The organism is Vibrio sp. YT-19(2023), assembly GCF_033337395.1.
The window spans coordinates 28,669-51,039 of record NZ_JAWOQN010000028.1 but is presented as its reverse complement, the minus strand read 5'-3'; the positions used below and the strand labels follow the sequence as shown (position 1 = coordinate 51,039).

The 22,371-nt window shown below is 47.3% G+C and carries 23 protein-coding genes and 1 pseudogene; 15 read left to right on the top strand and 9 right to left on the bottom strand.

Translation table 11 applies throughout. From position 1 onward, the window contains the following. Positions 1 to 43 precede the first annotated feature (43 nt). From R7E78_RS18595 to R7E78_RS18575, 5 genes are all read left to right on the top strand, one after another. On the top strand, positions 44 to 994 hold the full coding sequence (locus R7E78_RS18595) for an ABC transporter substrate-binding protein (protein WP_005374293.1): 951 nt from the start codon (positions 44 to 46) through the stop codon (positions 992 to 994). A gap of 54 nt (positions 995 to 1,048) precedes the next feature. Continuing rightward, on the top strand, positions 1,049 to 1,717 hold the full coding sequence (gene tenA / locus R7E78_RS18590) for a thiaminase II (protein ID WP_053304011.1): 669 nt from the start codon (positions 1,049 to 1,051) through the stop codon (positions 1,715 to 1,717). A gap of 12 nt (positions 1,718 to 1,729) precedes the next feature. Continuing rightward, positions 1,730 to 2,521, top strand: a complete 792-nt coding sequence (gene thiM / locus R7E78_RS18585) for a hydroxyethylthiazole kinase (RefSeq protein ID WP_005374295.1) — start codon at positions 1,730 to 1,732, stop codon at positions 2,519 to 2,521. A 61-nt stretch (positions 2,522 to 2,582) separates the two neighbouring features. Next, positions 2,583 to 3,197, top strand: a complete 615-nt coding sequence (gene thiE, locus R7E78_RS18580; RefSeq protein WP_005374296.1) for a thiamine phosphate synthase — start codon at positions 2,583 to 2,585, stop codon at positions 3,195 to 3,197. A gap of 210 nt (positions 3,198 to 3,407) precedes the next feature. Beyond that, complete coding sequence (locus tag R7E78_RS18575) at positions 3,408 to 4,133, top strand: phosphatase PAP2 family protein (protein WP_005374297.1); 726 nt, start codon at positions 3,408 to 3,410, stop codon at positions 4,131 to 4,133. A gap of 70 nt (positions 4,134 to 4,203) precedes the next feature. On the opposite strand, the gene R7E78_RS18570 is transcribed toward R7E78_RS18575, so the two are convergent. Together R7E78_RS18570 and R7E78_RS18565 are read right to left on the bottom strand one after the other, a co-directional pair. Then, entirely contained in the window at positions 4,204 to 6,651 is a 2,448-nt protein-coding gene (locus tag R7E78_RS18570) for a trimethylamine-N-oxide reductase 2 (RefSeq protein ID WP_203345500.1), read from the bottom strand. A 22-nt stretch (positions 6,652 to 6,673) separates the two neighbouring features. Further along, positions 6,674 to 7,768 carry a NapC/NirT family cytochrome c gene (locus R7E78_RS18565; RefSeq protein ID WP_318058127.1) on the bottom strand — a complete coding sequence of 365 codons (1,095 nt, stop codon included), beginning with the start codon at positions 7,766 to 7,768 and terminating at the stop codon, positions 6,674 to 6,676. Positions 7,769 to 8,038: 270 nt separating this feature from the next. On the opposite strand from R7E78_RS18565, the pseudogene R7E78_RS18560 reads away from it, so the two are divergent. From R7E78_RS18560 to R7E78_RS18540, 5 genes and pseudogenes are all read left to right on the top strand, one after another. Beyond that, positions 8,039 to 8,554, top strand: a pseudogene (locus R7E78_RS18560) (GNAT family N-acetyltransferase). A gap of 9 nt (positions 8,555 to 8,563) precedes the next feature. After that, positions 8,564 to 9,295 carry a glucose 1-dehydrogenase gene (locus tag R7E78_RS18555; RefSeq protein WP_017821007.1) on the top strand — a complete coding sequence of 244 codons (732 nt, stop codon included), beginning with the start codon at positions 8,564 to 8,566 and terminating at the stop codon, positions 9,293 to 9,295. Between the two features lies 1 nt (position 9,296). Further along, positions 9,297 to 9,767: a GNAT family N-acetyltransferase gene (locus R7E78_RS18550; RefSeq protein WP_318058126.1), complete on the top strand. Its 471-nt coding sequence runs from the start codon at positions 9,297 to 9,299 to the stop codon at positions 9,765 to 9,767. A 119-nt stretch (positions 9,768 to 9,886) separates the two neighbouring features. Beyond that, a complete protein-coding gene (locus R7E78_RS18545) occupies positions 9,887 to 10,354 on the top strand; it encodes an HAD family hydrolase (RefSeq protein WP_017821009.1) in 468 nt (155 codons plus the stop codon). Between the two features lie 33 nt (positions 10,355 to 10,387). Further along, positions 10,388 to 10,915, top strand: a complete 528-nt coding sequence (locus R7E78_RS18540; RefSeq protein WP_005374314.1) for a GNAT family N-acetyltransferase — start codon at positions 10,388 to 10,390, stop codon at positions 10,913 to 10,915. A gap of 37 nt (positions 10,916 to 10,952) precedes the next feature. Here R7E78_RS18540 and R7E78_RS18535 read toward each other — a convergent pair whose 3' ends face one another. The 3 genes from R7E78_RS18535 to R7E78_RS18525 form a co-directional block, all read right to left on the bottom strand. After that, positions 10,953 to 11,543 (bottom strand): prepilin-type N-terminal cleavage/methylation domain-containing protein, encoded by a 591-nt coding sequence (locus R7E78_RS18535; RefSeq protein WP_318058125.1) that lies wholly within the window; start codon positions 11,541 to 11,543, stop codon positions 10,953 to 10,955. A gap of 153 nt (positions 11,544 to 11,696) precedes the next feature. Then, positions 11,697 to 11,984 (bottom strand): hypothetical protein, encoded by a 288-nt coding sequence (locus R7E78_RS18530; RefSeq protein WP_005374318.1) that lies wholly within the window; start codon positions 11,982 to 11,984, stop codon positions 11,697 to 11,699. 66 nt (positions 11,985 to 12,050) lie between these two features. Further along, positions 12,051 to 12,950, bottom strand: a complete 900-nt coding sequence (locus R7E78_RS18525) for a DMT family transporter (protein WP_017634359.1) — start codon at positions 12,948 to 12,950, stop codon at positions 12,051 to 12,053. Between the two features lie 92 nt (positions 12,951 to 13,042). Here R7E78_RS18525 and R7E78_RS18520 point away from each other — a divergent pair, with 92 nt between their 5' ends. Continuing rightward, complete coding sequence (locus R7E78_RS18520) at positions 13,043 to 14,479, top strand: PLP-dependent aminotransferase family protein (protein WP_213880280.1); 1,437 nt, start codon at positions 13,043 to 13,045, stop codon at positions 14,477 to 14,479. 95 nt (positions 14,480 to 14,574) lie between these two features. On the opposite strand, the gene R7E78_RS18515 is transcribed toward R7E78_RS18520, so the two are convergent. From R7E78_RS18515 to R7E78_RS18505, 3 genes are all read right to left on the bottom strand, one after another. Then, complete coding sequence (locus R7E78_RS18515; protein WP_042522351.1) at positions 14,575 to 15,711, bottom strand: glycerate kinase; 1,137 nt, start codon at positions 15,709 to 15,711, stop codon at positions 14,575 to 14,577. A gap of 16 nt (positions 15,712 to 15,727) precedes the next feature. Beyond that, the gene (locus tag R7E78_RS18510; protein ID WP_262682319.1) at positions 15,728 to 17,080 is read right to left on the bottom strand and encodes a GntP family permease; all 1,353 of its coding nucleotides are present in this window, start codon (positions 17,078 to 17,080) and stop codon (positions 15,728 to 15,730) included. 158 nt (positions 17,081 to 17,238) lie between these two features. Further along, complete coding sequence (locus R7E78_RS18505; protein ID WP_213880277.1) at positions 17,239 to 18,381, bottom strand: sugar diacid recognition domain-containing protein; 1,143 nt, start codon at positions 18,379 to 18,381, stop codon at positions 17,239 to 17,241. A 234-nt stretch (positions 18,382 to 18,615) separates the two neighbouring features. Here R7E78_RS18505 and R7E78_RS18500 point away from each other — a divergent pair, with 234 nt between their 5' ends. After that, positions 18,616 to 18,789 (top strand): hypothetical protein, encoded by a 174-nt coding sequence (locus R7E78_RS18500; RefSeq protein ID WP_202600834.1) that lies wholly within the window; start codon positions 18,616 to 18,618, stop codon positions 18,787 to 18,789. Positions 18,790 to 18,859: 70 nt separating this feature from the next. Here the strand turns inward: R7E78_RS18500 and R7E78_RS18495 are convergent, their stop codons facing one another. Then, positions 18,860 to 19,222 (bottom strand): hypothetical protein, encoded by a 363-nt coding sequence (locus R7E78_RS18495; RefSeq protein WP_017634365.1) that lies wholly within the window; start codon positions 19,220 to 19,222, stop codon positions 18,860 to 18,862. Between the two features lie 276 nt (positions 19,223 to 19,498). On the opposite strand from R7E78_RS18495, the gene R7E78_RS18490 reads away from it, so the two are divergent. The 3 genes from R7E78_RS18490 (at position 19,499) to R7E78_RS18480 (ending at position 22,306) form a co-directional block, all read left to right on the top strand. Further along, positions 19,499 to 21,346 carry a M3 family metallopeptidase gene (locus tag R7E78_RS18490; protein ID WP_318058124.1) on the top strand — a complete coding sequence of 616 codons (1,848 nt, stop codon included), beginning with the start codon at positions 19,499 to 19,501 and terminating at the stop codon, positions 21,344 to 21,346. 69 nt (positions 21,347 to 21,415) lie between these two features. Continuing rightward, on the top strand, positions 21,416 to 21,952 hold the full coding sequence (locus R7E78_RS18485; protein ID WP_033907197.1) for a DUF924 family protein: 537 nt from the start codon (positions 21,416 to 21,418) through the stop codon (positions 21,950 to 21,952). A 24-nt stretch (positions 21,953 to 21,976) separates the two neighbouring features. Further along, positions 21,977 to 22,306, top strand: a complete 330-nt coding sequence (locus R7E78_RS18480; protein ID WP_033907198.1) for a DUF4144 domain-containing protein — start codon at positions 21,977 to 21,979, stop codon at positions 22,304 to 22,306. Positions 22,307 to 22,371: the final 65 nt, after the last annotated feature.

The window sequence follows — 22,371 nt, the reverse complement described above, 5'->3', positions numbered from 1 at the left end:
AGAAAATAACCAAAGAAAATTGGGAAAGAAAAGGAAGAACCCCGTGAATAAAAACAAACTTATGAGCGCTGCTGCTCTACTCGCTTCAGTGGTATCAACCAATGTGCTTGCAGCAGAAAAAGAGATGACACTGATGTTGGATTGGTTCGTCAACCCAAATCATGGTCCTATCGTGATTGCCAAAGAGCGTGGTTACTTCAAAGAACAAGGTTTGAAGGTCAACATTCAAGAGCCGGCAGATCCAAGCACGCCACCTAAGTTGGTCGCGGCGGGTAAAGTCGACATGGCGATTTCTTACCAACCAAGCCTAACTATCGATGTCGCGGCGGGTTTGCCACTAATCCGCTCTGCGACTTTGATTGCTACGCCACTCAACACGTTGATGGTGCTGGATAACGGTAAGAATGAAAACCTTGGCGACTTGAAAGGCAAGAAGATCGGTATTGCGATCGCAGGCAACGAAGAAGCGACAATCGGCACCATGCTAGCGCAAGAAAACGTGAAGTTTTCTGACGTACAAATCATCAACGTAGGTTGGGCGCTGTCTTCGTCTCTTGCGTCTGGCAAGGTGGATGCGATTTGGGGCGGTCTACGTAACTTCGAAACCAACCAACTGGCACTAGAAGGTTATAAAGCTAAGGCCTTCTTCCCTGAAGAACACGGCGTGCCAGCGTATGACGAGTTAGTCTTCGTAGCCAATGCAAAAAACTACGACAAAGAAGCCATCAAGGCATTCAACAAAGCACTAGAGCAAGCGACCACTTACATCGTTAACCATCCAAAAGAGTCGTGGAAAGAGTTCGTGGCTTATTCACCAGACACGCTCAACAACGAGCTTAACCAACGCGCTTGGAACGACACGCTAACTCGTTTCGCTCTTCGTCCATCCGCAGTAGATCTGAAACGCTACGATGATTATGCGCAGTTCATGTATTCACAAAACATCATCGAAACACTGCCAAAAGCGAAAGATTACGTACCGAGCTTTGACTAATTCTACTGACCTTAGGACCTAAGCCTAGGGTCTTTTGATAACGAGATACTCATAATGAAATACCAAGATTTGATCGACGCTTGCCGCCAAGATTGGCAAGAATACACTGAGCATGCTTTCGTGCAGCAATTGGCGCAAGGCACTCTGGCTCAGCCTTGTTTTCTGCATTACCTAAAGCAGGATTTTCTTTTCCTAAAGCAGTACGCACGAGCTTACGCATTAGCGATCTACAAAGCACGTACTTTGGATGACATGCGCCGTGCCCTACCAAGCGTACACGCATTGCTCGATTCTGAAATCGCCCACCACGTGACTTACTGTGAGCAATGGGGACTGACAGAATCCGACTTAGAAAACGAGCCAGAAGATTTCGGCACTGTGGCTTACACCCGTTACGTATTAGATGCTGGCATGACGGGCGATCTTGTTGATCTATACGCGGCACTAGCACCATGCTCTATCGGTTATGCCGTAATCGGTAAGATGCTGATTGAAGACGAAAGCACTGTGCTCGAAGGTAACCCATACGCAAGTTGGATCAACCTCTACGGTGGTGAGGAATTCCAATCTGGTGTCGCAAAAGGTGCAGAACACTTTAATCAGTTATTGGCGGAAATCGATATCAATAGTCAGCGTGGTCAAAACCTGATTCAGGTATTCAAAACTGCAACGCGTATGGAAGTGGCATTCTGGCAACAAGGTCTAAACGCTCAGCAAGATTAATCGGAGAGTCTCATGTTAATTGAACAAATCACCCAAGCATTAACCGCAGTACGCCAGCAAAAGCCGTTAGTCGTCAACATCACTAACTACGTGGTGATGAATAACACAGCAAACGCACTATTAGCGATCGGCGCTTCTCCAATCATGGCGCACTCCAAACAAGAGATGGCAGAGATGATGTCGTTCGCTGGCGCACTGGTTATCAACATCGGTACCCTAGACAGCGTTTGGACACCGCGCATGAGCTATGCCGTAGAGCAAGCCAATGCCAACGGTAAAATCGTTGTACTCGACCCTGTCGGTTGCGGAGCAAGCTCACTACGTACCGAGACATCACGGGAGATCGCACGCCTTGCCGACAAGTTGATCATTCGTGGTAACGCCTCAGAAATCATCGGTCTCGCTGGCGAACAAGCACAAAGCAAAGGCGTCGATGCGTTAGACAGCAGCGACGCAGCACTTGGCGCAGCGAACTTCTTAGTTTCAGAGTATGGTGCAAGTGTGGTGATTTCTGGCGAGACTGATTACATCATCACGAAAGAGCAAACTGTGCAGCTAAACAACGGTCACGAGATGATGCCATACGTAACCGGAATGGGCTGCACACTAACGGCACTGACGGGTGCTTTCGCTGCTGTTGGTGATCACTCCGGACTTGCTGCCGCGGCGGTACTGGGCGTTGTGGGTGAAATTGCGGCTGAGCAAGCGCGAGGGCCAGGCAGTCTGCAAATGAACCTGTTGGATGAGCTTTACCAACTGGATGAAGAAACACTGGCAAAACGCCTAAAACTCCAAGTGAGTTAAGCTTTCTCTAACAAATACCGGCCTCTCACTCCCTGTAGATGAGAGGCCCAAAGGAAACAAAATGAACGCCTATCGTTTATATTTGGTCACCGATGACCAACAAGATTTAGCCACACTAAAGCGTGTTGTGAGAAAAGCCGTGGAAGGTGGCGTGACCATGGTACAAGTCCGCGAAAAACACGGCGATGTGCGTGCGTTTATCGAACGTGCTCAAGCCGTGAAAGACATCCTTAAAGATACCAATGTGCCTTTGATCATCAATGACCGCGTTGATGTTGCACTGGCAGTTGATGCCGATGGGGTTCACCTCGGGCAATCAGACATGCCCGCAACTATCGCTCGTGAGTTGATTGGACCAAACAAAATCCTCGGCTTATCCATCGAAAATGAAGAGCAGCTTGCAGAAGCGGACTCTCTTCCGATTGATTACATCGGCTTGAGCGCAATCTTCGCGACGCCGACCAAAACCAACACCAAGAAGTTCTGGGGTATTGATGGCTTGAAGATGGCGTTAGAGACGACTTCACTGCCGATTGTTGCCATTGGCGGCATTAACGAAAGTAACATTCCGCAACTCAGCGCCACTGGTGTTCATGGCTTAGCTTTGGTTTCAGCGATTTGCCACGCAGAAGATCCAAAAGCCGCATCGGAATATTTATTAGGGTTGATGAGCTAACCTTGCTCACGCCTGAACAAAGCGCTTATGGATGAGCGCGTTTGCCTTTCAGTACTTTCAACAACCTCTCCTTTCACAACGAAGAGCTGCAATGTCACTTTCACGCTCGAATTGACAGAGCGTTGATAAGTTTTTCACGCCAGATAACGTAAGATAAGCCCCTTATTTTCACGTGGTTGAATAACCCTCAATAAAAACAAAACGCTCTCAATGAAAACCAAAAAATATGGATTGATGATGCTCGCCTTGTTTGTTCTTGGCATCATCCCAATGTCGCTGTTTGGCTCTTATCACAATCTCACTTCACAGGTGCCGGAAAGTCTGGGTATTACTTTTACTTTGCTCACAGATTCTGCTGGTAGCAAAGGCTTTTTAATTACGTTAACACTGCTACTGCTTTCTTTATTTCGCTTTAAACCAAGTCGCATTGAGTGGATACAAAAACTCTCAATGTTAGGGTTGTTACTGGTGATTGGTTTTGCCAGCAAAACGGGGCTAAAACTGATGACAGAAAGCCCGCGTCCCTACACGGAATTGCTCGCAGCAGAACAATTGATTGAGCACCCAGACGCGTTTTATCAGTTGGATACAAAGCAGCAAGCCAACGTAATTAACCAGATTTCTGAACACGTCAGTGATTGGCGAACGCGCCATTGGCAAGGCGAGAAAGACTATTCTTTCCCATCCGGCCATACGATTTTCGTTTCGATTTGTTTGGCTTTCTTTGGCGGGTTGTTCTTACAGAACAAGTGCTATATCTCTGCACTGTCATTATGGATGTGGGGAATGAGCGTCGCATATAGCCGCTTATGGCTGGGGATGCATCGCCCTGAAGATTTAATAGGCTCAGTCTTGTTTGTCGCGATTGTATTTACTTTACTCCCGACATTTCAAATTAAGAAACAGATGCCATTTGTTTCTCTCGCTTCGCGCTAATGTGAACGATTACTAGATAAAAAAGAAGCCAGCGATTCGCTGGCTTCTTGCTTTAAAACGCTACTTTTTTCTAACCATTTCTTGGTGGTTCAAACGCTGTTAGTTCTAATTCTGGGCCAGTGTATTTTTCAATACGAACCAGTGCCGAGTTCGCCGCACAGCCGTTTGCAAGTCGAGAGGTCGGAATATCCAACGTTAACACGTTACAACCGCCGTTCTTACAAATGCCGGTTTTCGGATCCAGATCCGGCCAGCCGCCTTCATGAATACACACTGAACCTTGCTTGATTCGGTCAGTCACTTCTGCACCAACCAATACTTGGCCACGGTTGTTAAACGCACGAACTAAATCGCCCGTTTTAATACCACGCGCTTTCGCATCTTCAGGGTGAATCCAAATAGGTTCACGGTTTGCAATTGCGTACTCTTCGCGAATCTTCGCGTAGTTAAACTGGCTGTGTAGACGATGCGCTGCGTGCGCGGTCATTAGCTGCAACTCGCCGTCTTTTGCATTGCCAGTGTACTCGGTTGGTGCCATCCACGTTGGGTGTGGAGGACAGTCTTCCAACTGATAACCTTCAATGGTTTTCGAGAAGATTTCGATCTTACCACTTGGTGTACCGAGTGGATTCATGATCGGGTCTTCACGGAAATCTGCGTAACGAACAAACTGTGCGTTCTTCTCGTTCCACTTCATCTCGATCAGTTGGTTATCTTCCCAGAACTTGCTGAAGTTCGGCATTGCTACGCGAGAGCCACGGCCACCGTGTTGCGCCGCCTTGTAGAAGCCGTACAGCCATTCCATTTCAGTTTTGCCTTCGGTGTATACGTCACGGCCACCCGGAGCTAGCATCTCGGCCATGTCCGCGAATACATCGAAGTCATTACGCGCTTCACCTTGCGGCTCAACCACTTGCTTCATTGGCACCAAGTGTTGGTTACTGTAGTCACCCGTCATCGTTAAGTCGTTACGCTCGAACGATGTGGTGATTGGCAGAACAATGTCCGCGTGCTTCGCAGCCGCCGTCCAGTAAGGCTCTGAAATCACGATCAGCTCAGGCTTTTGCCACGCTTTGATCAGACGGTTGGTGTCTTGGTGGTGAGTAAAGTTCGCACCACCTGCCCACCAAATCATCTTGATGTCCGGGAACGTCAGTTCATGACCGTTATGATGGTAGGATTGACCTGGGTTTTCCAACGCCTCGACAATACGCGCCACAGGGAAGCTTTGCACCGCGCCAGACACCGCCCAGTCGTTCCCCGCAGAAGAGCCGCCACCCAGCGATGCCGAAATCGCAGGAAGTACGCCAGCATCACGAGCAGGGTTACCACCGTTTGAGTAGTGGTAAGAGAAACCAAAACCACCGCCCGGTAAACCGATTTGACCCAACATTGTTGCCAGTGTAACCAGCATCCAGTGACGCTGCTCACCGTATTGTTGGCGCTGCATGCCCCAACCAGCCATCAGCATGGTGCGGTTTTTACTGAAGATATCAGCCAGTAGCTCAAGTTGCTTCGCAGGTACGCCACAGATTTGTGATGCCCATTCTGCTGATTTTTCTACGCCGTCTTCTTCGCCCATCAGGTACGCTTCAAACTTGTCGTAACCTGCGGTGTATTTATCGAGGAAGGCTTTATCGTGCTTACCTTGTTTCACTAAGGTGTGTGCGATACCCATCATCATTGCCACGTCGGTCATTGGGTGAGGAGCAATCCACTCCGCATTCTCGCCAAAGAACTCGATGGTTTCAGAACGAATTGGGTCAATCGCAATGATCGTCTTGCCTGATTTTTTCAATTGATGGAAGAATTCAAGACCAGCACAGTCTGTTGAGCTCCACGCGATTTTTAGGGTGTTGATTGGGTTTAAGCCCCAAAGCACAACCACATCACTGTGCTCTAGTACCACTGGGTACGTGGTTTGTTGCTCGTACACTTCGATAGAGCCCACAACGTGCGGCATGATGATCTGCGCAGCACCCGTTGAGTAGTCACCCAAGTGGCCTGAATAACCGCCCGCCATGCTCATGTAACGTTGCAGCAAGGTTTGTGCTTTGTGCAGCACGCCACTTGAACGCCAGCCGTAAGAACCAGCAAACACAGAAGCCGGGCCATATTCTTTGCGAATTCGCATGTGCTGTTCGTGGATCAGCTTGTAAGCCTCATCCCAAGACACACGCACAAACTCATCACTACCGCGCACACCTTCTGGCGACGATGGGTTTGCCAAGTAACCTTTGCGAACCATTGGGTACTTAACACGCGCTTTAGTGTGCACTTGGTCAGGACCGGTGCTTTGTAGGCTGTTTGGTACCGTTTGTGGCAATGCGTTCGTGGTTGAAACCAGCTTACCGTCTTGCACTTCACACAGCATTGGGCCCATGCGGCCCGCCGTTAGAATGCCTTTGCCGCGAGCATTAGAAGAAGCAACAGACATAGGTGCAAATGAAGTGAATGCCATTGCACCAGCCGCCATACCAGTGCCTTTTAGAAATCCGCGACGGGTCATATTAGTCATAATCTTATCCTTCTATTTATCGTTAGTGACCAACCACATCTTTCGCGTGGTGCTGGAAGAACTTGGTTAGAATTTCTAGGTTCTCGGCTGAAATATCAGTTCGATCACCCATACTTTTCGCTACCGGTCCCCATGCATTCACTGTGAAGTGATTTGAAGGAATTTTCGCGTGACAAGTTGCACAGTAAACGTTGTCCAACTCTTCTGCGTATGACCATACTGGTTCAAGCGTGTCAACAACTGGAGAATCAATAGCGCCAGTTAGAGAAACCGCGCGCCATTCGTTGCCGTAAACATCTGCCTCAAATTCACCAGTTTCAAGCGCTTGTTGGCCTTGCTCTGTTAGCGTTGCAACGATGGCACGTTGACCTTCTCCCATGTAAAGCACTTGCTCTGCGCCTTTCATTTGGAATGCGTTCAACTTAACAGTGCGGTTGTCGCCTTCAGAGCTGATTACTTCCAACTTCGTCGTTGGGTTAATTTTACCCATCTCACCCATTGCGATTTCAGTCACAGGGTAAACAACCTTGGCATTAGGTGATGTTTTTGTGGTGAAGCTCATCAACGTTTCAAATGCCTTGCTGTCTAGCTCTGCTTCTGGTGCAAAGTGCGCCACACCTTTATGACAATCGATACACGTTTGATCGTTTGCTTTCGCGTAAGCGTGCATCTTCGCCGCATCACGTGATTGCTCAAACTCTTCCATTGCATCGAAATCATGACACGAACGACACGTCGCTGAATCATTTTCACGGAACTGAGCCCATACCGTTTCAGCCATATCTTTACGATGTGCTTTATATTTCTCTGGCGTATCGATCTTACCTGTCACAAATTCATGGTAGATGTCTTTCGACGCGCGAATTTTGGTGATCAGGTAATCCATTGGTTCTTGAGGAATATGACAGTCAGAACATTCCGCGCGAATGCCTTTCGCATTACTGAAGTGCACTGAGCCTTGGTACTCTTTGTAAGGGGTTTCCATAGAGTGGCACGAGAGACAAAATTCAGTATCTGAGGTGTAATGCATTACTGCCGCACTCCCCCCCAAAGTTAACCAGCCCACACCAATGCCGGCAGCAACCAGCAGTGCAACATATCGTTTTTTTATTGACATAATTAGCAACACTTCCAAATAAAATGTAATTATAGGTCGCAAATTACTACTTTATGGGTAGTTCTCTCTTGATCCACATCATTTCCGTGTTGCTCTGTATGCCTCAAGTATGAAATTTTGTTATTTGCATCTCAAAGATGAATATATGGCAATAATCCATTACCCAGCCAACTATTCACCACATAAATCACTTTTATGAATGCAACTATTTGATTAAACAGATAAGAGGATGAGAGACTGAATCTCCACATTGATGCAGTAAGGACACGCATGTCAGTTTACATCGAGACGCACAGAAGCCAATTAAGACCCATCAAAGCCAGTGACTGGGAACTCTTTCAACGATTACTTTCCGAACAAGAGGTTATTGCGCTCTGTTTCGAGCGTCCCAGCGAAACAGAAATAAGAGAAAAATTTGCTTCGCGATTATTACCATGGACCCCAAATTGCCAGCATTGACTTTGCCTTGTAATACTCGATAAGCAATCTGAACAACCCATCGGCATCACTGGCTTTGCTATTGAAAACGGTAAGGCAGAGGTAGGTTACTTACTTTTGCCGGAATTTCATGGCCAACAGTTTGGAACAGAAACTCTTCAAGCGCTTCTATACTGGGCAACCTCGACACATAACATCAACCACTTTTCCGCGACGGTCACTGAAGGCAATATTGCATCAGAGCGTGTCCTGATAAAATGTGGTTTCGAACTCATTGAGGTCATTCCAGACGCATACCAAATTGGTGGCAAACCCTACGCCGATAAAATCTACTCACTACATAAATAAGGACGTATTTTGAATAAAGTAGTCATCATTACCGGCGCAAGCCGAGGCATTGGAGCCGCAGCGGCAAAAAAGCTGGCCGAGCAAGGCTATCGCGTTTGCGTTAATTACCGCACTCAGCAAGAGGCCGCCGACCAAGTTGTGGCAGAAATACAAGCAAACGGTGGAAAAGCGATTGCCATCGCCGCAGACGTAGCCGATGAGAAGCAAGTGCTCTCCTTGTTTGATGAAACAGAACGTGAATTTGGTGCAGTGACGCACTTGGTCAACAACGTTGGCATCCTATTTACTCAATCGCCTTTGTCTGAAATCAGCTTGGAACGCTTTCAGAAAGTAATGAACACCAATGTGAATAGCTGTTTCCTCTGCTGTCGAGAAGCGGCGAGGCGATTCAGTGCAGGCGGTGCAATTGTGAATGTCTCCTCTGGAGCGTCGCGCTCAGGCGCGCCATTTGAGTATGTCGATTACGCCACATCAAAAGGCGCGATGGATACCTTAACTAAAGGGCTCTCGCTAGAGTTGGCAGAGCGCAATATTCGCGTCAATGGCGTTCGACCTGGTTTCATTTACACTGATATGCATGCCGACGGCGGAGAACCAAACCGAGTAGATAGACTCAGCCCTCAAATTCCTCTTAAACGCGGTGGCACGGTAGAAGAAGTGGCAAATGCGATCGCTTGGCTATTAAGTGACGAAGCCTCTTATGTCACGGGATCATTTATCGATATTGCAGGGGGCAGATAGAATGCAAGTCCATATCCGACAAGCAACTCCCGATGATTTAGACGAAATTTTTCAGCTTAATTTTCAAATTAATTCACTGCATTTTGCAAATGCGCCAGAAGCCTTTGTTGCGCCTTCAGAAGCTGACCGCGAATTTCTTGCACAAGCACTAGAGAACAAAGAGCGACTCTTTTTGATTGCCGAACGCGAACAGCAAATTCTCGGCTTCTTAACCGCGATGATCACCCAAAACGACACCGTCAGTTTTCTGATCAAAGACCCAATTTGTCGCGTGGGAAAAATTGTTGTCGATGAAGCGCAAAAGCAGCAAGGAATCGGCCGCCAACTGCTCCAAACCTGTGAGCAATGGGCGCGCGATGCCAATGCCACACAAGTTCGATTGGAAGTGATGGAATTCAATCAGCCAGCACAGCGCTTTTACGATAATCAAGGTTTTAAAACTAACTCACGCATTATGCTGAAACATTTGTAACGATAACGACAATTAAGCGCTTTTCACGACTAAACCCACCTAAATCGCATTTATCGATGCAATTTACCCCCCTGATTTTAGAAAAAGACGATATGATGTGCGGATAAGGAGATTCGAACATGATTTATCTTTTCGATTGGGGGAACACCTTGATGGTAGATTTCCCTCACGCACAAGGAAAAATGTGCGATTGGGAACACGTAGAAGCTGTTCCTCAAGCCAGAGAAACACTGGCAATACTTTCCCAAAATCATCCCATCTACATTGCGACCAGTGCATCTGATTCCAACATGGAAGAGGTTCAGCGTGCATTTGTTCGCGTCGACTTAGACCAATACTTAAATGGCTATTTTTGTTTTGCCAACCTCGGTATCGCTAAAAACCTACCTGAGTTTTATCTAGCCATCGCAAAACAGTTAGGGGTTAACGTGAGTGGAATAACCATGGTTGGCGATTTACCTCACAAAGATATTTACCCTGCGATGAAAGCGGGCGTAAACACAATTTGGTTTAACCCAACGGGCGCTGATGCACCAGCCGAAGCCATTCCTAACCAAATTCGTTGTTTATCTGAGCTTATCCCCTAACCGTTACTAACCTGCACTAATCAAGGAAGATGAATGCAAATCAGATCCATCAAGGTGAGCGATATCGCGCGCTTCACCGCGCTGTGGAATCGAGTGTACTCCGAAGGGGAATTTTTGATTTCTCCTGCACCCGATAACGCAACGCTTCGCAGAATCCTGCAACGTGTGGAAAACGAGTCCATCCCTCAGTTTGTCGCGTTTGACCGCCAAAAACTTATCGGTAGTGTTGAAATCTACCCAGCTGAGATGTGCGGTTACGAAAGAGGGCAACGCCTTCGCGTCGGTATTCTTGGTATTCACATCGACAAAAACTACCGAGGCAAAGGATTGGGGCGGAAACTATTGGCAGTCGCGATCGCACGTGGTTGGGAATTTGGTTACGACCAAATCGCACTCTACGTATACACAACCAACACACCAGCGATTGCTTTGTATGAACGGTTTGGATTTGAACATCAGGGGGAACTTGGGGAAGTGACCTTGCCAAATGGTAAAGTCTTGATGAGTCAAAAAATGGTATTGTATAAAGCGCAAAGCCCTTCGAAAAACCCCGATTTGTAGAGTCACGATAACCGTTGTTCGCAACACTTATTCGGGATTAACACCCTTGCGTCATATACCCTCGAACAATTGAATCGTTAGAGGCTTGATTCACGTAGTAGAAATAGCATGCCTCTTCTGCCAGTGTGTAACCTTGCGGCCAAATGTACACAACGCGATCAACTCCCGATTTATCTAAGAACTGATAATCAGGAATCGCGACAAAATGAGCACTGTTTGGGTGCTGCTGACCGATGATGCAAAAATCACTGCCTTTGCACGGCACGTCAATTTTCGAATAACCTCTGGCTGGTAGATCGATTTCTAACAAAGCTCGAATACTATCGGCACTCGCTTCTGGCATGCCTTTGCGTGTTTTGACATGTCGGTCAATGTAGTGAACGTGCTCTTGGCCGTAAGCGTTATCAATCACTGATTGAGCATGGAAGAACTTGAGAGCCGTACCCAAAGAAGACTGAGAACTGTGCAGCATCGCAGCGTATGCTTGGCGATGAATATCGAGTAGTACTGGTAAAGCAGCTAATGCGATGAAAGCCAAAGTGGTAAGCACTATGGTGATTTCCATCAGCGTAAATCCCTTTGATTTCACGTTTCTTATCTCAACTAGCCCAAGACAATAGCCCCACATCCATGTGAGACCGAGCCAATATATCGCCAATTTCTTACGATTAAAGGCTTAAGGGGTAAGAAGAGACAAACACCACGCAAACTTGAGAACAGCAGCCAAAGAGCAGTGTAACAAAACGACGCTATGTGTCAGATATTAGACGGTTTTTACTCTCTAGTTACTGAGTAAAGGCACATTATTTCGCACCAGACCACGACGAACATTCGTGCACATTTTGCCAAAACGACGAATCTCATCGAACTGCGGAACAATGCCGCGCTCCATGGCTGACTCCCAATAAGTGACTTCTGAATCGACCATTTCCAACAATTTCTTCGGACAGCCAATGCACTGCCCTTCTGGTCCACATACAAACGTTTCTGGTTCATAAATTGGTAGTTCCGCTTTTACTTGCTCGATGATGCTACGCATGGCGGTCATTCGATCTGGCTTTACCTTCATCATTCTGCTCCACGGATTAAGATGAAGCAGATTGTACCCACTGATACGCAAATGTCCCTAGCCAATTTAGGTATATTCTGTTTGAATCGATTTCTTTATCGTCAGATCCGGCTTTTTAACCACCAAATACACCGCCGTAGCTGCCAGTACGAAACCAGAAATCCCCATCCAATCAAATGACTCTCCAAACGCGAGCCAAGCCTGAATCGCCGTCGTTGGCGGCACTAGGTAGAATACAGAAGCTACGCTCGATGCAGCACCGTTCTTAACCATGTACAGCAGCAGTAAAATAGCTACACAAGAGAGCACGACGACCAACCACAACACAGTCAAAATAAACTCCAGTTCCCACTGCACTTGCATGGTTTCAAACTGCATCGCAACGGGCAGAAACATGACGAGCGCGGCCAAATATTGCACCGTCGCACCACCCACCATATCCACTTGTTGGCAATGTTTTTTCTGATACAGCGTCCCTAGCGTGATACCAACCAAAGCCAACAAACACAAACCAATGGCCAACACTTTATGCTGCTCGGATTGCCACTCCATTTTGCCCATCAACACCATAGCGATACCGACAAAACCAAGAGCCAAACCCAACCATTGCGAGGGTTTAAATTCCTCACGAACAAACGCCACCAGTAAAGCCGCGGTTAAAATCGGTTGAATACCCACCAGCAACGAACTCAACCCAGCAGGCATACCCAAGGCGATAGCGAAATAAGTACCGCCCAGATAGAAACCGTGGATCAACGCACCAACTACACAGCTGTGCCAAAAATCTTTTCCTGTCGGCAACCTTCTACGCAATACCGCCACAAGAACCAGAAACAATAAGACATTGAATGCCATACGGATAGAAAGTAGTGTCGCTGGCTCGGCATATTGCAAACCAAAACGCGCACCAACGAATCCAGAAGCCCAAAGGATGACAAATACAAAAGGGATGGCTCGGATTAACATGATCGCCTCACTCACGCTTGTTTTATGTTTTGAGATACTGCTAATGTAATTAGGTACAGTGTTTTCAAAAAGTGACAGATGGAAGTGTTTTTATGGGTACAGATTTATTGGAAAGCGGTGAAGGGAATAAGTACCTCGTGGTGGAAAAACACCTCAAACAAGCCATCAATGGTGGCGTTTATCAGGCGGATGATCGACTGCCCTCCATTCGCTCGTTGAGCCAAGAATTAAACGTCAGTAAAAATACCGTGATTCGTGCGTATCAAGAGCTGGAAGCACAAAACTTGGTGTACTCGGTTCCCAAATCGGGTTATCGAGTTAAAGTCGCTTTGCCGACCTCTCGCTCAATTCCGGATCCGACTCGCGTGGATTTGCTCTCGATCTGCAAAGAAATCCTTACTTATCCTGAATACCAAGAGCGTTTGCCTACCGGTTCTGCCCACCCAAACATTGACTCTCCCGCGATCAAAAGCTTGTACGCCGAGATCGGCCGCCACAGCCGCCAGCAAACGCATGTACCGAGCCATTACCAATTACCACCCGGTGATCACCTCTTAATCAAACAACTAGCGAAAATCACACAAGATTTGGGCACGCCAGCCAAGTTGGATGAGATCATGGTGACGCACGGCGCGCAACAAGCCATTAGCCTAGCGCTGCGCGCAACGACACAAAAAGGCGATATCGTCGCGGTGGAGTCCCCTTGCTATTTTGGCAACTTATTGATGCTAGAATCACTCGGCCTCAAAGTGGTGGAAATTCCGAGTTGCCCACGCGACGGTATGTGCCCCGAAGCCTTAGCAAAAGCAATGGCGACATGGGACATAAAAGCGATCATCGTAACGCCAAACTTCACCAATCCAACTGGTGCCATGATGCCGCTAGAAAAGCGTCAACAATTACTATTGGCGTCCGGCAATATTCCTATTATCGAAGACGATGTGTTTGGCGGGTTAAGTTATGATAAGCCGTTGCCAAGCTTGAGATTGCTCGATGACAAGCAACGCGTAATTTACGTGAATTCGTTATCCAAAACGCTCGATTCGCGTTTGAGAATTGGTTGGATGTTGGCGGGGCGATATCGAGACCAAATTGAACAATATCTACTGTGTGAGAACATGGGCAGTTTGAACCTGATGCAATCCGCCGTGGCAACGTTTCTAACGTCAGGCAAGTATCGAACGCATACTGCGCGAATGGGTCGGGTTTATCAAAACAACATGCGACGATTTATCCAGATGCTTCATCAATACTTGGATGAATACGAACCTCTAAAAAATCGATACCAGATCAACGCCGTACAAGGCTCGTTCTTACTTTGGTTGCGACTGCCCGAAGACACGGACAGCTATGCGTTGTATCAAGCATGCAATAAGCACAGAATCAGCCTACTTCCCGGAACCGTATTTGGCACTCAAGGGCAATATCGGCATTGCGTACGCCTCAGCGTGGCAAACTTTGGTCATGAAACCGATTGGAGTCAAGCGATGCAAACACTGGCAAAATTGATAGCAAAGCATGCCTGTTAACTCGCTCTTGCTAAATGAACTTATGCCTACACACGCAAACACGTAACAACAAAAAACTTCACGCAAAGGTGGAGTTTTTCATATCGTCATCGCCTTCAGTGCGACTTAATTTGCCACATTCTCGCGACGTTTTCGGCTAAGTTAGCAACGTTGACGTCGGCCTCTTTCATGGCCTCAGGTAAGCTCATCGCCCTTGGTACACAAGCAAACACCGCATCAATGCCGCACTCATAAACCGCCTGATAGTTGTCGCCCACACAGCCTGCTAATGCAATGACTGGTAAATTACACTGCTTGGCGACCTGAGCAACGCCCATCGGCGTTTTGCCATGTGCGGTTTGATGATCGATTCGACCCTCGCCTGTAAATACGATATCCGCATCCGCAACATGCTGAGCAAGTTTGACCGTTTCAAGCACAATCTCAATTCCCGGTTGCAAACGTGCTGGCGTGTACCCGAGCAAGGCCGCGCCCATACCACCAGCAGCACCCGCCCCTTCACGAGTCAGTACATGCTTACCCGTCGCTTGTTCCGTCAACTCGCCAAACTTGCGCAATGCGTTATCGAGCAGAGTAACGTCTGATACGGTCGCTCCCTTTTGCGGGCCAAAGATAGCCGACGCGCCTTTGTCACCACAGAGTGGGTTATCAACATCGCACGCTACCAACACTTCGCAAGTTGCTAAACGAGGGTCAAGACCAGAAATATCGATGGACGCAAGCGCCGCTAACCCGCCTCCATTTGGGGTAATTGCATGACCAGATTCATCAAGAAACGCCACCCCCAACGCGGTCAACATGCCCACGCCACCATCATTGGTAGCGCTGCCGCCCAAACCAATGATTAAGCGTTGAATACCTCTATCTAGCGCGTGTTTGATCAGCTGTCCAGTACCAATGCTACTGGTCAGTTTTGGGTCGCGAGCATCACTCGGCACAAGGTGCAGACCACTGGCCTCCGCCATTTCAATAACCGCGGTTTCGCCGTCGCCGAGGATGCCATAAAACGCTTCAACATCATTCCCTAATGGCGCGGTCACCGTTGTGAAGACTTGTTCGCCTTGAGTTGCATCTATCAAAGATTGAACCGTGCCTTCGCCACCGTCTGCGACCGGAACCGTAACAAACTCGGCATCATGCCATACGCGAGCAAGACCCGTTTTGATCGCCTCGCTCACTTGTTTGGCGGTTAAGCTTTCTTTAAATGAATCAGGTGCAATTACCACTTTCATACGTATTTCCAGAGACTTATAAGAGAACGAGGCTCAAAATGTACACTAATGCCATTGCCGTGACACCTTGAGCGAGCGTAGCCATGGTTTGCGCGCGGTACGCTAAGCCCACCGACATGCGGCTAAACTGCGAAACTACCCAGAAGAAACTGTCGTTTGCATGAGAAACCGTCATCGCACCAGCACCGATCGCCATCACCGTTAATACGCGGCCCATTTCTGAATCGAGCCCCAATTGCGTAAGCATAGGCGCAACCAAAGCCGATGTGGTCACCAATGCAACCGTTGATGAACCTTGCGCCGACTTTAGCGCAGCCGCAACGATAAATGGCATGAAAATACCCACGCCCAGCGCCGATAGCGTCGTACCTAAGTATTCACCTAGCGGCGTGGCTTTTAATACCGCGCCAAATGCGCCACCAGCACCAGTAATCAAAAGAATAGGCGCAGCAGCCGTAATACCTTGGCTGATTCGCTCGCCAAATTCTTCAATCTTGTTGTCTGATTTGAGTAGGCGAACAGAAAGGAACAGGCCAATCACCAATGCCGTTAGTGGCTGCCCTAAGAAAGTCAGAACATCAAACACAAAACCTTCGCCCAGCGGTAGGCTTGGGAATTTCGCGATAGAGCCAAAACAGATCAATAAGATAGGAACAAAAATAGGAGCGAATGCTTGGCTCGCCGTTGGCAATTTGCCGTAAGACGCTTTGAGTGCTTGCCAGTCTTGCTGAATTTCTTCTGCGGCTTCAATGCCATCTGGTTCAACATGTTGGAATCGGTTCGCCCACAACATCCCCGCTAACGCCGCAACCGCTGCAACAAACACACCCACACCAATCACTAAACCAAGGTTAGATTCCAGGCCTAAGTTACCCGCAGCGGCAATCGGGCCAGGAGTTGGCGGCACAAACGTGTGCGTTGCGTATAGGCCAGTTGCCAACGCCACACTCATCGCAACGCTTGAGGTTTTTAAACGCTTAGCGAGTGATTCTTTGAGCGAGTTCAGAATGACAAAGCCTGAATCACAAAATACTGGAACAGAAACGATGTAACCGATGATGCTCATGGTCAATGTTGGGAAACGCTCACCCAACACTTTGATGACCGTATCGGCCATGGTGATCGCCGCACCACTTTTTTCCAAAATAACACCAATGATGGTACCCAAAACGATAACCAAACCAATGTAACCAAGGATGCCGCCAAAGCCAGAAGCAATGGTTTTGGCAATGCTATCTGCCGGTAAGCCGTAAGCAAATGCCGCAAGGAACGCCGCGATGATCAGCGCTAAAAAGGGATGTAATTTGAGTTTGGTGGTCGTGAGCACAATAAATGCGATCACCCCAAGCAGGATTAATATAAGGTTCATGATAACTCCATTTATTCTTATTTTGCTGAGCGAGTCCGTGTTGGCTCACTCAACATGTAGGGACGCATGAATTATTAATCGTTTGCTTTCGAATTCCTTTAGGCGGAGTGACAAATGATGTGGTCAAAAAATAACGCGTATTGTGCAAATGCACAACATCACGACATTTTTGAGAGCCGAGTCGCAATATAAAGCTCCGCTAACCCCACAAAATTGGTAGTTGGTAGCCCTGTTATCTCGGTGATTTTCTCTAACCGATAGCGCAGAGTGTTCCGGTGAATAAACAGCATTTTAGAGCATTCTGTTACATTGCCATTGCATTCAAACAGTGCATCTAGGGTTTTCAATAATTGCCCAGATTTGTCTTTCTCTTTCAACCGTTTCACACCATCAATAATTTGTTCACCTTGCCAAATATCCGCCAACGGCGCTAACAAAACAGGCAAACGAAGTTCATCGAACAGGTACTTACGTTTCTCTGGGTAGAACTGCTTGCCAATGGCTAATACCTGCTTCGCGCTTTGGTATGACAACGCGACATCTTTAGGCTCATTAAACAGCTGCCCTAGCGCAATGTGAAACGTATGCGAATCGTGATCGCTTAAACGCGACATCAACTTATCAATGCGCTCACTTTCAACTTGGCTATCCCACTGCTTGGCGGAATGACACGGTTTCAACACCACAATTTCATTCACCGAGACAATCGCAACTAGGTTGTTACGCTCTGGGTATTCAAGCAGTTCAACAATATTGCGCACACTCTTCATGCTTTTTGAGGCCGACGGCGTCGAGACTTCAATCACCGTTGCCACCCGTGGTTGAGTCACATCGATAGAAAGACGCATCGCCCAATCTTTCAGCTCTTCATCGGTCAATTTGCCATTGATCCAAGCCAGAATAAACTCTTCGCGATGACGTCTGTCCCACTGAAATTTTTCCACCAGTGCAGCTTGCTCGATTGTCAATTCAGCGGTCATTTTGACCAGTTTGGCGAAATCTCGGATTTTCTCTGGCTCGCCTGTCACACCAACAATACCGACCACGTCACCATGCAATTTCAACAGCATATTGATTCCGGGTTTGACACCCTGCAACGTCAAACATTGCTGCTCATTCAGCTCTAGTGAATCGCCATGATTCAACGCCAATACCGCGCCATCATGCACTAGCCCAACGCGTTTGGGATCGCCACTGCCAATAATGATGCCTGCTGAGTTCATCACATTCACATTGTGACCAATGATGGACATGGTTCGATCAACAATTTGTTGTGCTAAAGCGTGGTCGAGAATCACCATTTCGAGTTTCCAAATTGACCGTTTAATCACTCAATAAATCACAAATGGCAAACTATCGCGATGCTGCGGTTCTAAATAACGGAAGCAGCTCAAAGCATTATCCAATTAACCATGTTTAAAAAGTGGATTAAACCTTCATTTTTAGCAGCGGGTTATATACTTAGAACAAAGGTTACCAATGCATTCTTCACTGTGCATTGATGCCACTCGTCTACCTACAGAGGAGAGATCAACATGGAGTTACGGAATAAATCGGGTGAAGTCGCAAAAATTGCAGATAACCTCACTTTGAAGGAAATCACAGAAATGGGCTACACCGTAGATTTATGCGATGAAGCATTTGCCCCTGGAGAGCATTGGAAAGCGGAAGGTAAAACGCAAGGTATGGGCGAGTATCCAGAGGAGTAAACGTCCTGACGAACCAGCGCAAAAAAGCGTTCCACAAACAGAAAAGCCGAGCGACTTAACGCTCGGTTTTTTACTTCTGAACTTCTTGAATAAACAAGCTCATCTCTTCTAGATAATTGCCGTTTGAGCATCCCCAGTCGGTGACCTCAATCAACTCTGTAACTAACTGTCCAGACTCATCATCTTGCACTCTCTGCACAAACGCTTCAAAACGTTCCAGTTGCGCCTGACTCTTAACGCCATGCACGGCATATTCTACAAGCAAGCCGTTGTACGTCTGCCAGCGCTGGTCGCCCGCAACATCATTGCTTAAAATCACAGAACACTTTTGTTGAATGCTTTCAACCGCATCATTTCTTGGTGGCGCGACTGTGGAACATCCAACTAAAATCGTACCTACCGCCAATAACGTAACTTTTGTCTTATTTATCATATCGTTTCCAACTGTATCGCAACGATATGGAAATCTTATTACACCTGATAAGGATCATCGATAGCGCACCGCAGATTAATTACTTAATAAACTGTAAACTCCATACCAGTCTTAACACTGCAAGCTCAGAACTCCTATTAACCCACCCAAATGTAAACAAATAGTAAAATCACCTTTACGCGATGCAAAATCGACAAATGAGATTAGCGTTCCTTTCTCGCGACCAAGCGTGCAATAATCAACTGTCTACATAACGAAACCATTTGAAGGATCAAAATGACCGCAACGGATTATCTCAACGACCTCAATCAACGTTACCTTGCGATTCACCGCACCAAAGAAGATTTCTTTTGGGAAACTTACATGGGGATCAGCGATGACCATGATGGCTCGACGCAAGCACAAACGGCATGGACAAGCTTTTTAAGCAACGCCGAGCAAATTACTGCCATCAAACAACAGCTTGAAGCCGCGGACTCAATTACCGACCCACAAGAGAAACAACAAACCATTACGGGTCTATCTGGTTGGCTGGCGATGTTTGAATCTCACGCTATCGAGGGCGAAAAAGCACAAGCGTTGAAAAATCAGCTCATTGCCTTTGAAGCTGAGCTCTTCGAGAAAAAACAGAACCACGTACAAACATTTACCGATGAGAACAGCGAGCAAGTAGAAGGTTCACTGCCCGTATTAAGCTCAACCATTCGCACCAGCAATCATGAAGAAGTTCGCCAATCGGCTCATCAAGCGTTGCTGAACCTTGAACAATGGCTACTGCAAAACGGTTTTATAGAGCTGATCAAACTGCGCAACCAGTTCGCTCGCTCACTGGGTTATGCGACTTTCTTTGATTACTCCGTGCAAAAAACGGAAAAGATGAGCTCTGAACAGCTATTCGAAATTTTGGAAGATTTCGAACAACGCACGCGAGATGCGCATCTAAACAGCTTAGAAAACTTGGCGAAAGAGAAAGGCGCAAGCGCACTAGCAAGCTACAACTTTGTTTACTCATTCGCGGGTGACGTTATGCGTGACCTTGACCCATATGTGCCGTTCTCAAAATCTCTGAGACGCTGGGTAGAATCATTTGGTCGCCTAAATATTGATTACTCTGGCGCGACGCTAACGCTGGATTTACTAGATCGCAAAGGTAAGTACCCGAATGGGTTCTGCCACGGCCCTATTCCTTCTTTCTATAACCAAGGCGAATGGGTCGCAGCGCAGGTGAACTTCACCAGTAATGCCAAACCAGACCAAGTGGGCAGCGGCTACGATGGCATTAACACGCTGTTCCACGAAGGTGGCCACGCAGCACACTTTGCGAACGTAAAAATGAACGCACCTTGTTTCTCGCAGGAGTTTGCGCCGACGTCAATGGCTTATGCTGAAACTCAGTCGATGTTCTGTGACAGCCTGTTAACCGATGCCGATTGGCTAAAACAATACGCACTGGATGATGAAGGGAATCCGGTTCCTGATGAGATCATTCAAGCGATGATCAACAGTCGTCAGCCATTCAAAGCTTATGAAGAACGTAGCATCTTGGTTGTGCCGTACTTTGAACGCGCGTTATATCAACTGAGCGATGACGAGTTAACGCCAGAACGCATCACTAAGCTGGCTCGCGACTGTGAAAAACAGATCCTTGGTTTGGAATGCAGCCCTCGCCCACTGATGGCGATTCCACATTTGCTATCCGACGAAGCAGCTTGTGCGTATCAAGGTTATCTACTCGCGCACATGGCGGTGTATCAGACCCGAGCATACTTCCTTGAGAAGTTTGGTTACCTGACGGATAACCCAGAAATTGGCCCACTGCTGGCAAAACACTACTGGCACGCAGGCAATCACTTGTCGCACAACGAAACCATTGTCAGCCTGACTGGCGAAGGCTTCAATGCCAAATACCTTGCAGACGTGTGTAACCTGTCGCCAGAACAGGCATGGGAAGTGCAGCAGAAGAAAATCGACTCACTTGCGACGCGAGAGCGAGCATCAGTCGCTTCACTGAACGCCGCGATTAAAGTCGTCGACGGCAGTAAAGAGCTGGCAAGCAACGCCATCTCTGACGAACAAATGTGTGACGATTTTGAACATTACATCATAGAGACTTACGGTCGATAACACGCAGAAAGCCAGGAGCTCGCCTTCTGGCTTTTTATTCTTTAGCTAATGCAATAGGAAGGAAGATCCATGTACCAAGAAGTCATCAAATTTTGGTTCGAGGAGCTATCGCCCAAAAATTGGTTTGAAAACAACCCAGAACTGGACAAGCGTATTACATCGCGATTTGCCTCGGTATTAGAACAAGCGGCTCGTTGTGAACTGTTTAATTGGCGTGACAGCGCACAAGGACGATTGGCCGAAATCATCGTCCTCGACCAGTTTTCACGTAATGTGTATCGCAACACCCCAAAAGCGTTTGCACAAGACCCACTCGCATTAGCATTGGCTCAAGAGGCAATTCGGTTAGGTCACGACAAAGAATTAGCGCCCGAGCAGCTAAGCTTTTTGTACATGCCGTTTATGCACAGCGAATCTCGCCTCATTCATGTCCAAGCTGAAAAATTGTTTCGCGCATCAGGGCTTGAAAATAACTACGATTTTGAGCTAAAACACAAAGCCATCATCGACCAGTTTGGGCGCTATCCTCATCGCAATGCGATACTGGGAAGAAAGAGCACTCCCGAAGAGTTAGCGTTTTTGCAACAACCAGGGTCAAGTTTCTAAATAACAATGAATAATGAGTTAACCATGAGAGATCACGCAGTATGCTGGCCATGCTTGCTAAAACTAGACGGCGACGATGAGCTGATCTACACGCATTCCCAGTCCGACTTAGACTCTGAATGCGAAGCCCTCATTTTTGGGCAAGATGATTACGTTATCGACTCAAATGGCAACACGTTTGAATTGAAAAACAATGGTTCGAACACCACTCTTTTACATCCAAAAGAACGAACGCTGTCCGTAGAAGAGGTTACGTCATTAATCCAATCGCATGAATTCAGCCTCGCGCAACGGTGCATTATCAAGATTCATTTCACCTCGGTGAGGCAAGCTGTTGAGGCCTTAGCTCACTAAATCAATCCCAATACGCACATCATTAAATAAAATTATCATTTTTATAATTTATGATAATTTCATGT

Excerpts from the sequence above, each read along its gene's own strand:
- tenA (WP_053304011.1), top strand. The coding sequence starts at position 1,049 with ATGAAATACCAAGATTTGATCGACGCTTGCCGCCAAGATTGGCAAGAA.
- thiM (WP_005374295.1), top strand. The coding sequence starts at position 1,730 with ATGTTAATTGAACAAATCACCCAAGCATTAACCGCAGTACGCCAGCAA.
- thiE (WP_005374296.1), top strand. The coding sequence starts at position 2,583 with ATGAACGCCTATCGTTTATATTTGGTCACCGATGACCAACAAGATTTA.
- R7E78_RS18575 (WP_005374297.1), top strand. The coding sequence starts at position 3,408 with ATGAAAACCAAAAAATATGGATTGATGATGCTCGCCTTGTTTGTTCTT.
- R7E78_RS18570 (WP_203345500.1), bottom strand. The coding sequence starts at position 6,651 with ATGACTAATATGACCCGTCGCGGATTTCTAAAAGGCACTGGTATGGCG.
- R7E78_RS18565 (WP_318058127.1), bottom strand. The coding sequence starts at position 7,768 with ATGTCAATAAAAAAACGATATGTTGCACTGCTGGTTGCTGCCGGCATT.
- R7E78_RS18550 (WP_318058126.1), top strand. The coding sequence starts at position 9,297 with ATGCAAGTCCATATCCGACAAGCAACTCCCGATGATTTAGACGAAATT.
- R7E78_RS18545 (WP_017821009.1), top strand. The coding sequence starts at position 9,887 with ATGATTTATCTTTTCGATTGGGGGAACACCTTGATGGTAGATTTCCCT.
- R7E78_RS18540 (WP_005374314.1), top strand. The coding sequence starts at position 10,388 with ATGCAAATCAGATCCATCAAGGTGAGCGATATCGCGCGCTTCACCGCG.
- R7E78_RS18535 (WP_318058125.1), bottom strand. The coding sequence starts at position 11,543 with ATGTGGGGCTATTGTCTTGGGCTAGTTGAGATAAGAAACGTGAAATCA.
- R7E78_RS18530 (WP_005374318.1), bottom strand. The coding sequence starts at position 11,984 with ATGAAGGTAAAGCCAGATCGAATGACCGCCATGCGTAGCATCATCGAG.
- R7E78_RS18525 (WP_017634359.1), bottom strand. The coding sequence starts at position 12,950 with ATGTTAATCCGAGCCATCCCTTTTGTATTTGTCATCCTTTGGGCTTCT.
- R7E78_RS18520 (WP_213880280.1), top strand. The coding sequence starts at position 13,043 with ATGGGTACAGATTTATTGGAAAGCGGTGAAGGGAATAAGTACCTCGTG.
- R7E78_RS18515 (WP_042522351.1), bottom strand. The coding sequence starts at position 15,711 with ATGAAAGTGGTAATTGCACCTGATTCATTTAAAGAAAGCTTAACCGCC.
- R7E78_RS18510 (WP_262682319.1), bottom strand. The coding sequence starts at position 17,080 with ATGAACCTTATATTAATCCTGCTTGGGGTGATCGCATTTATTGTGCTC.
- R7E78_RS18505 (WP_213880277.1), bottom strand. The coding sequence starts at position 18,381 with ATGGTGATTCTCGACCACGCTTTAGCACAACAAATTGTTGATCGAACC.
- R7E78_RS18500 (WP_202600834.1), top strand. The coding sequence starts at position 18,616 with ATGGAGTTACGGAATAAATCGGGTGAAGTCGCAAAAATTGCAGATAAC.
- R7E78_RS18495 (WP_017634365.1), bottom strand. The coding sequence starts at position 19,222 with ATGATAAATAAGACAAAAGTTACGTTATTGGCGGTAGGTACGATTTTA.
- R7E78_RS18490 (WP_318058124.1), top strand. The coding sequence starts at position 19,499 with ATGACCGCAACGGATTATCTCAACGACCTCAATCAACGTTACCTTGCG.
- R7E78_RS18485 (WP_033907197.1), top strand. The coding sequence starts at position 21,416 with ATGTACCAAGAAGTCATCAAATTTTGGTTCGAGGAGCTATCGCCCAAA.
- R7E78_RS18480 (WP_033907198.1), top strand. The coding sequence starts at position 21,977 with ATGAGAGATCACGCAGTATGCTGGCCATGCTTGCTAAAACTAGACGGC.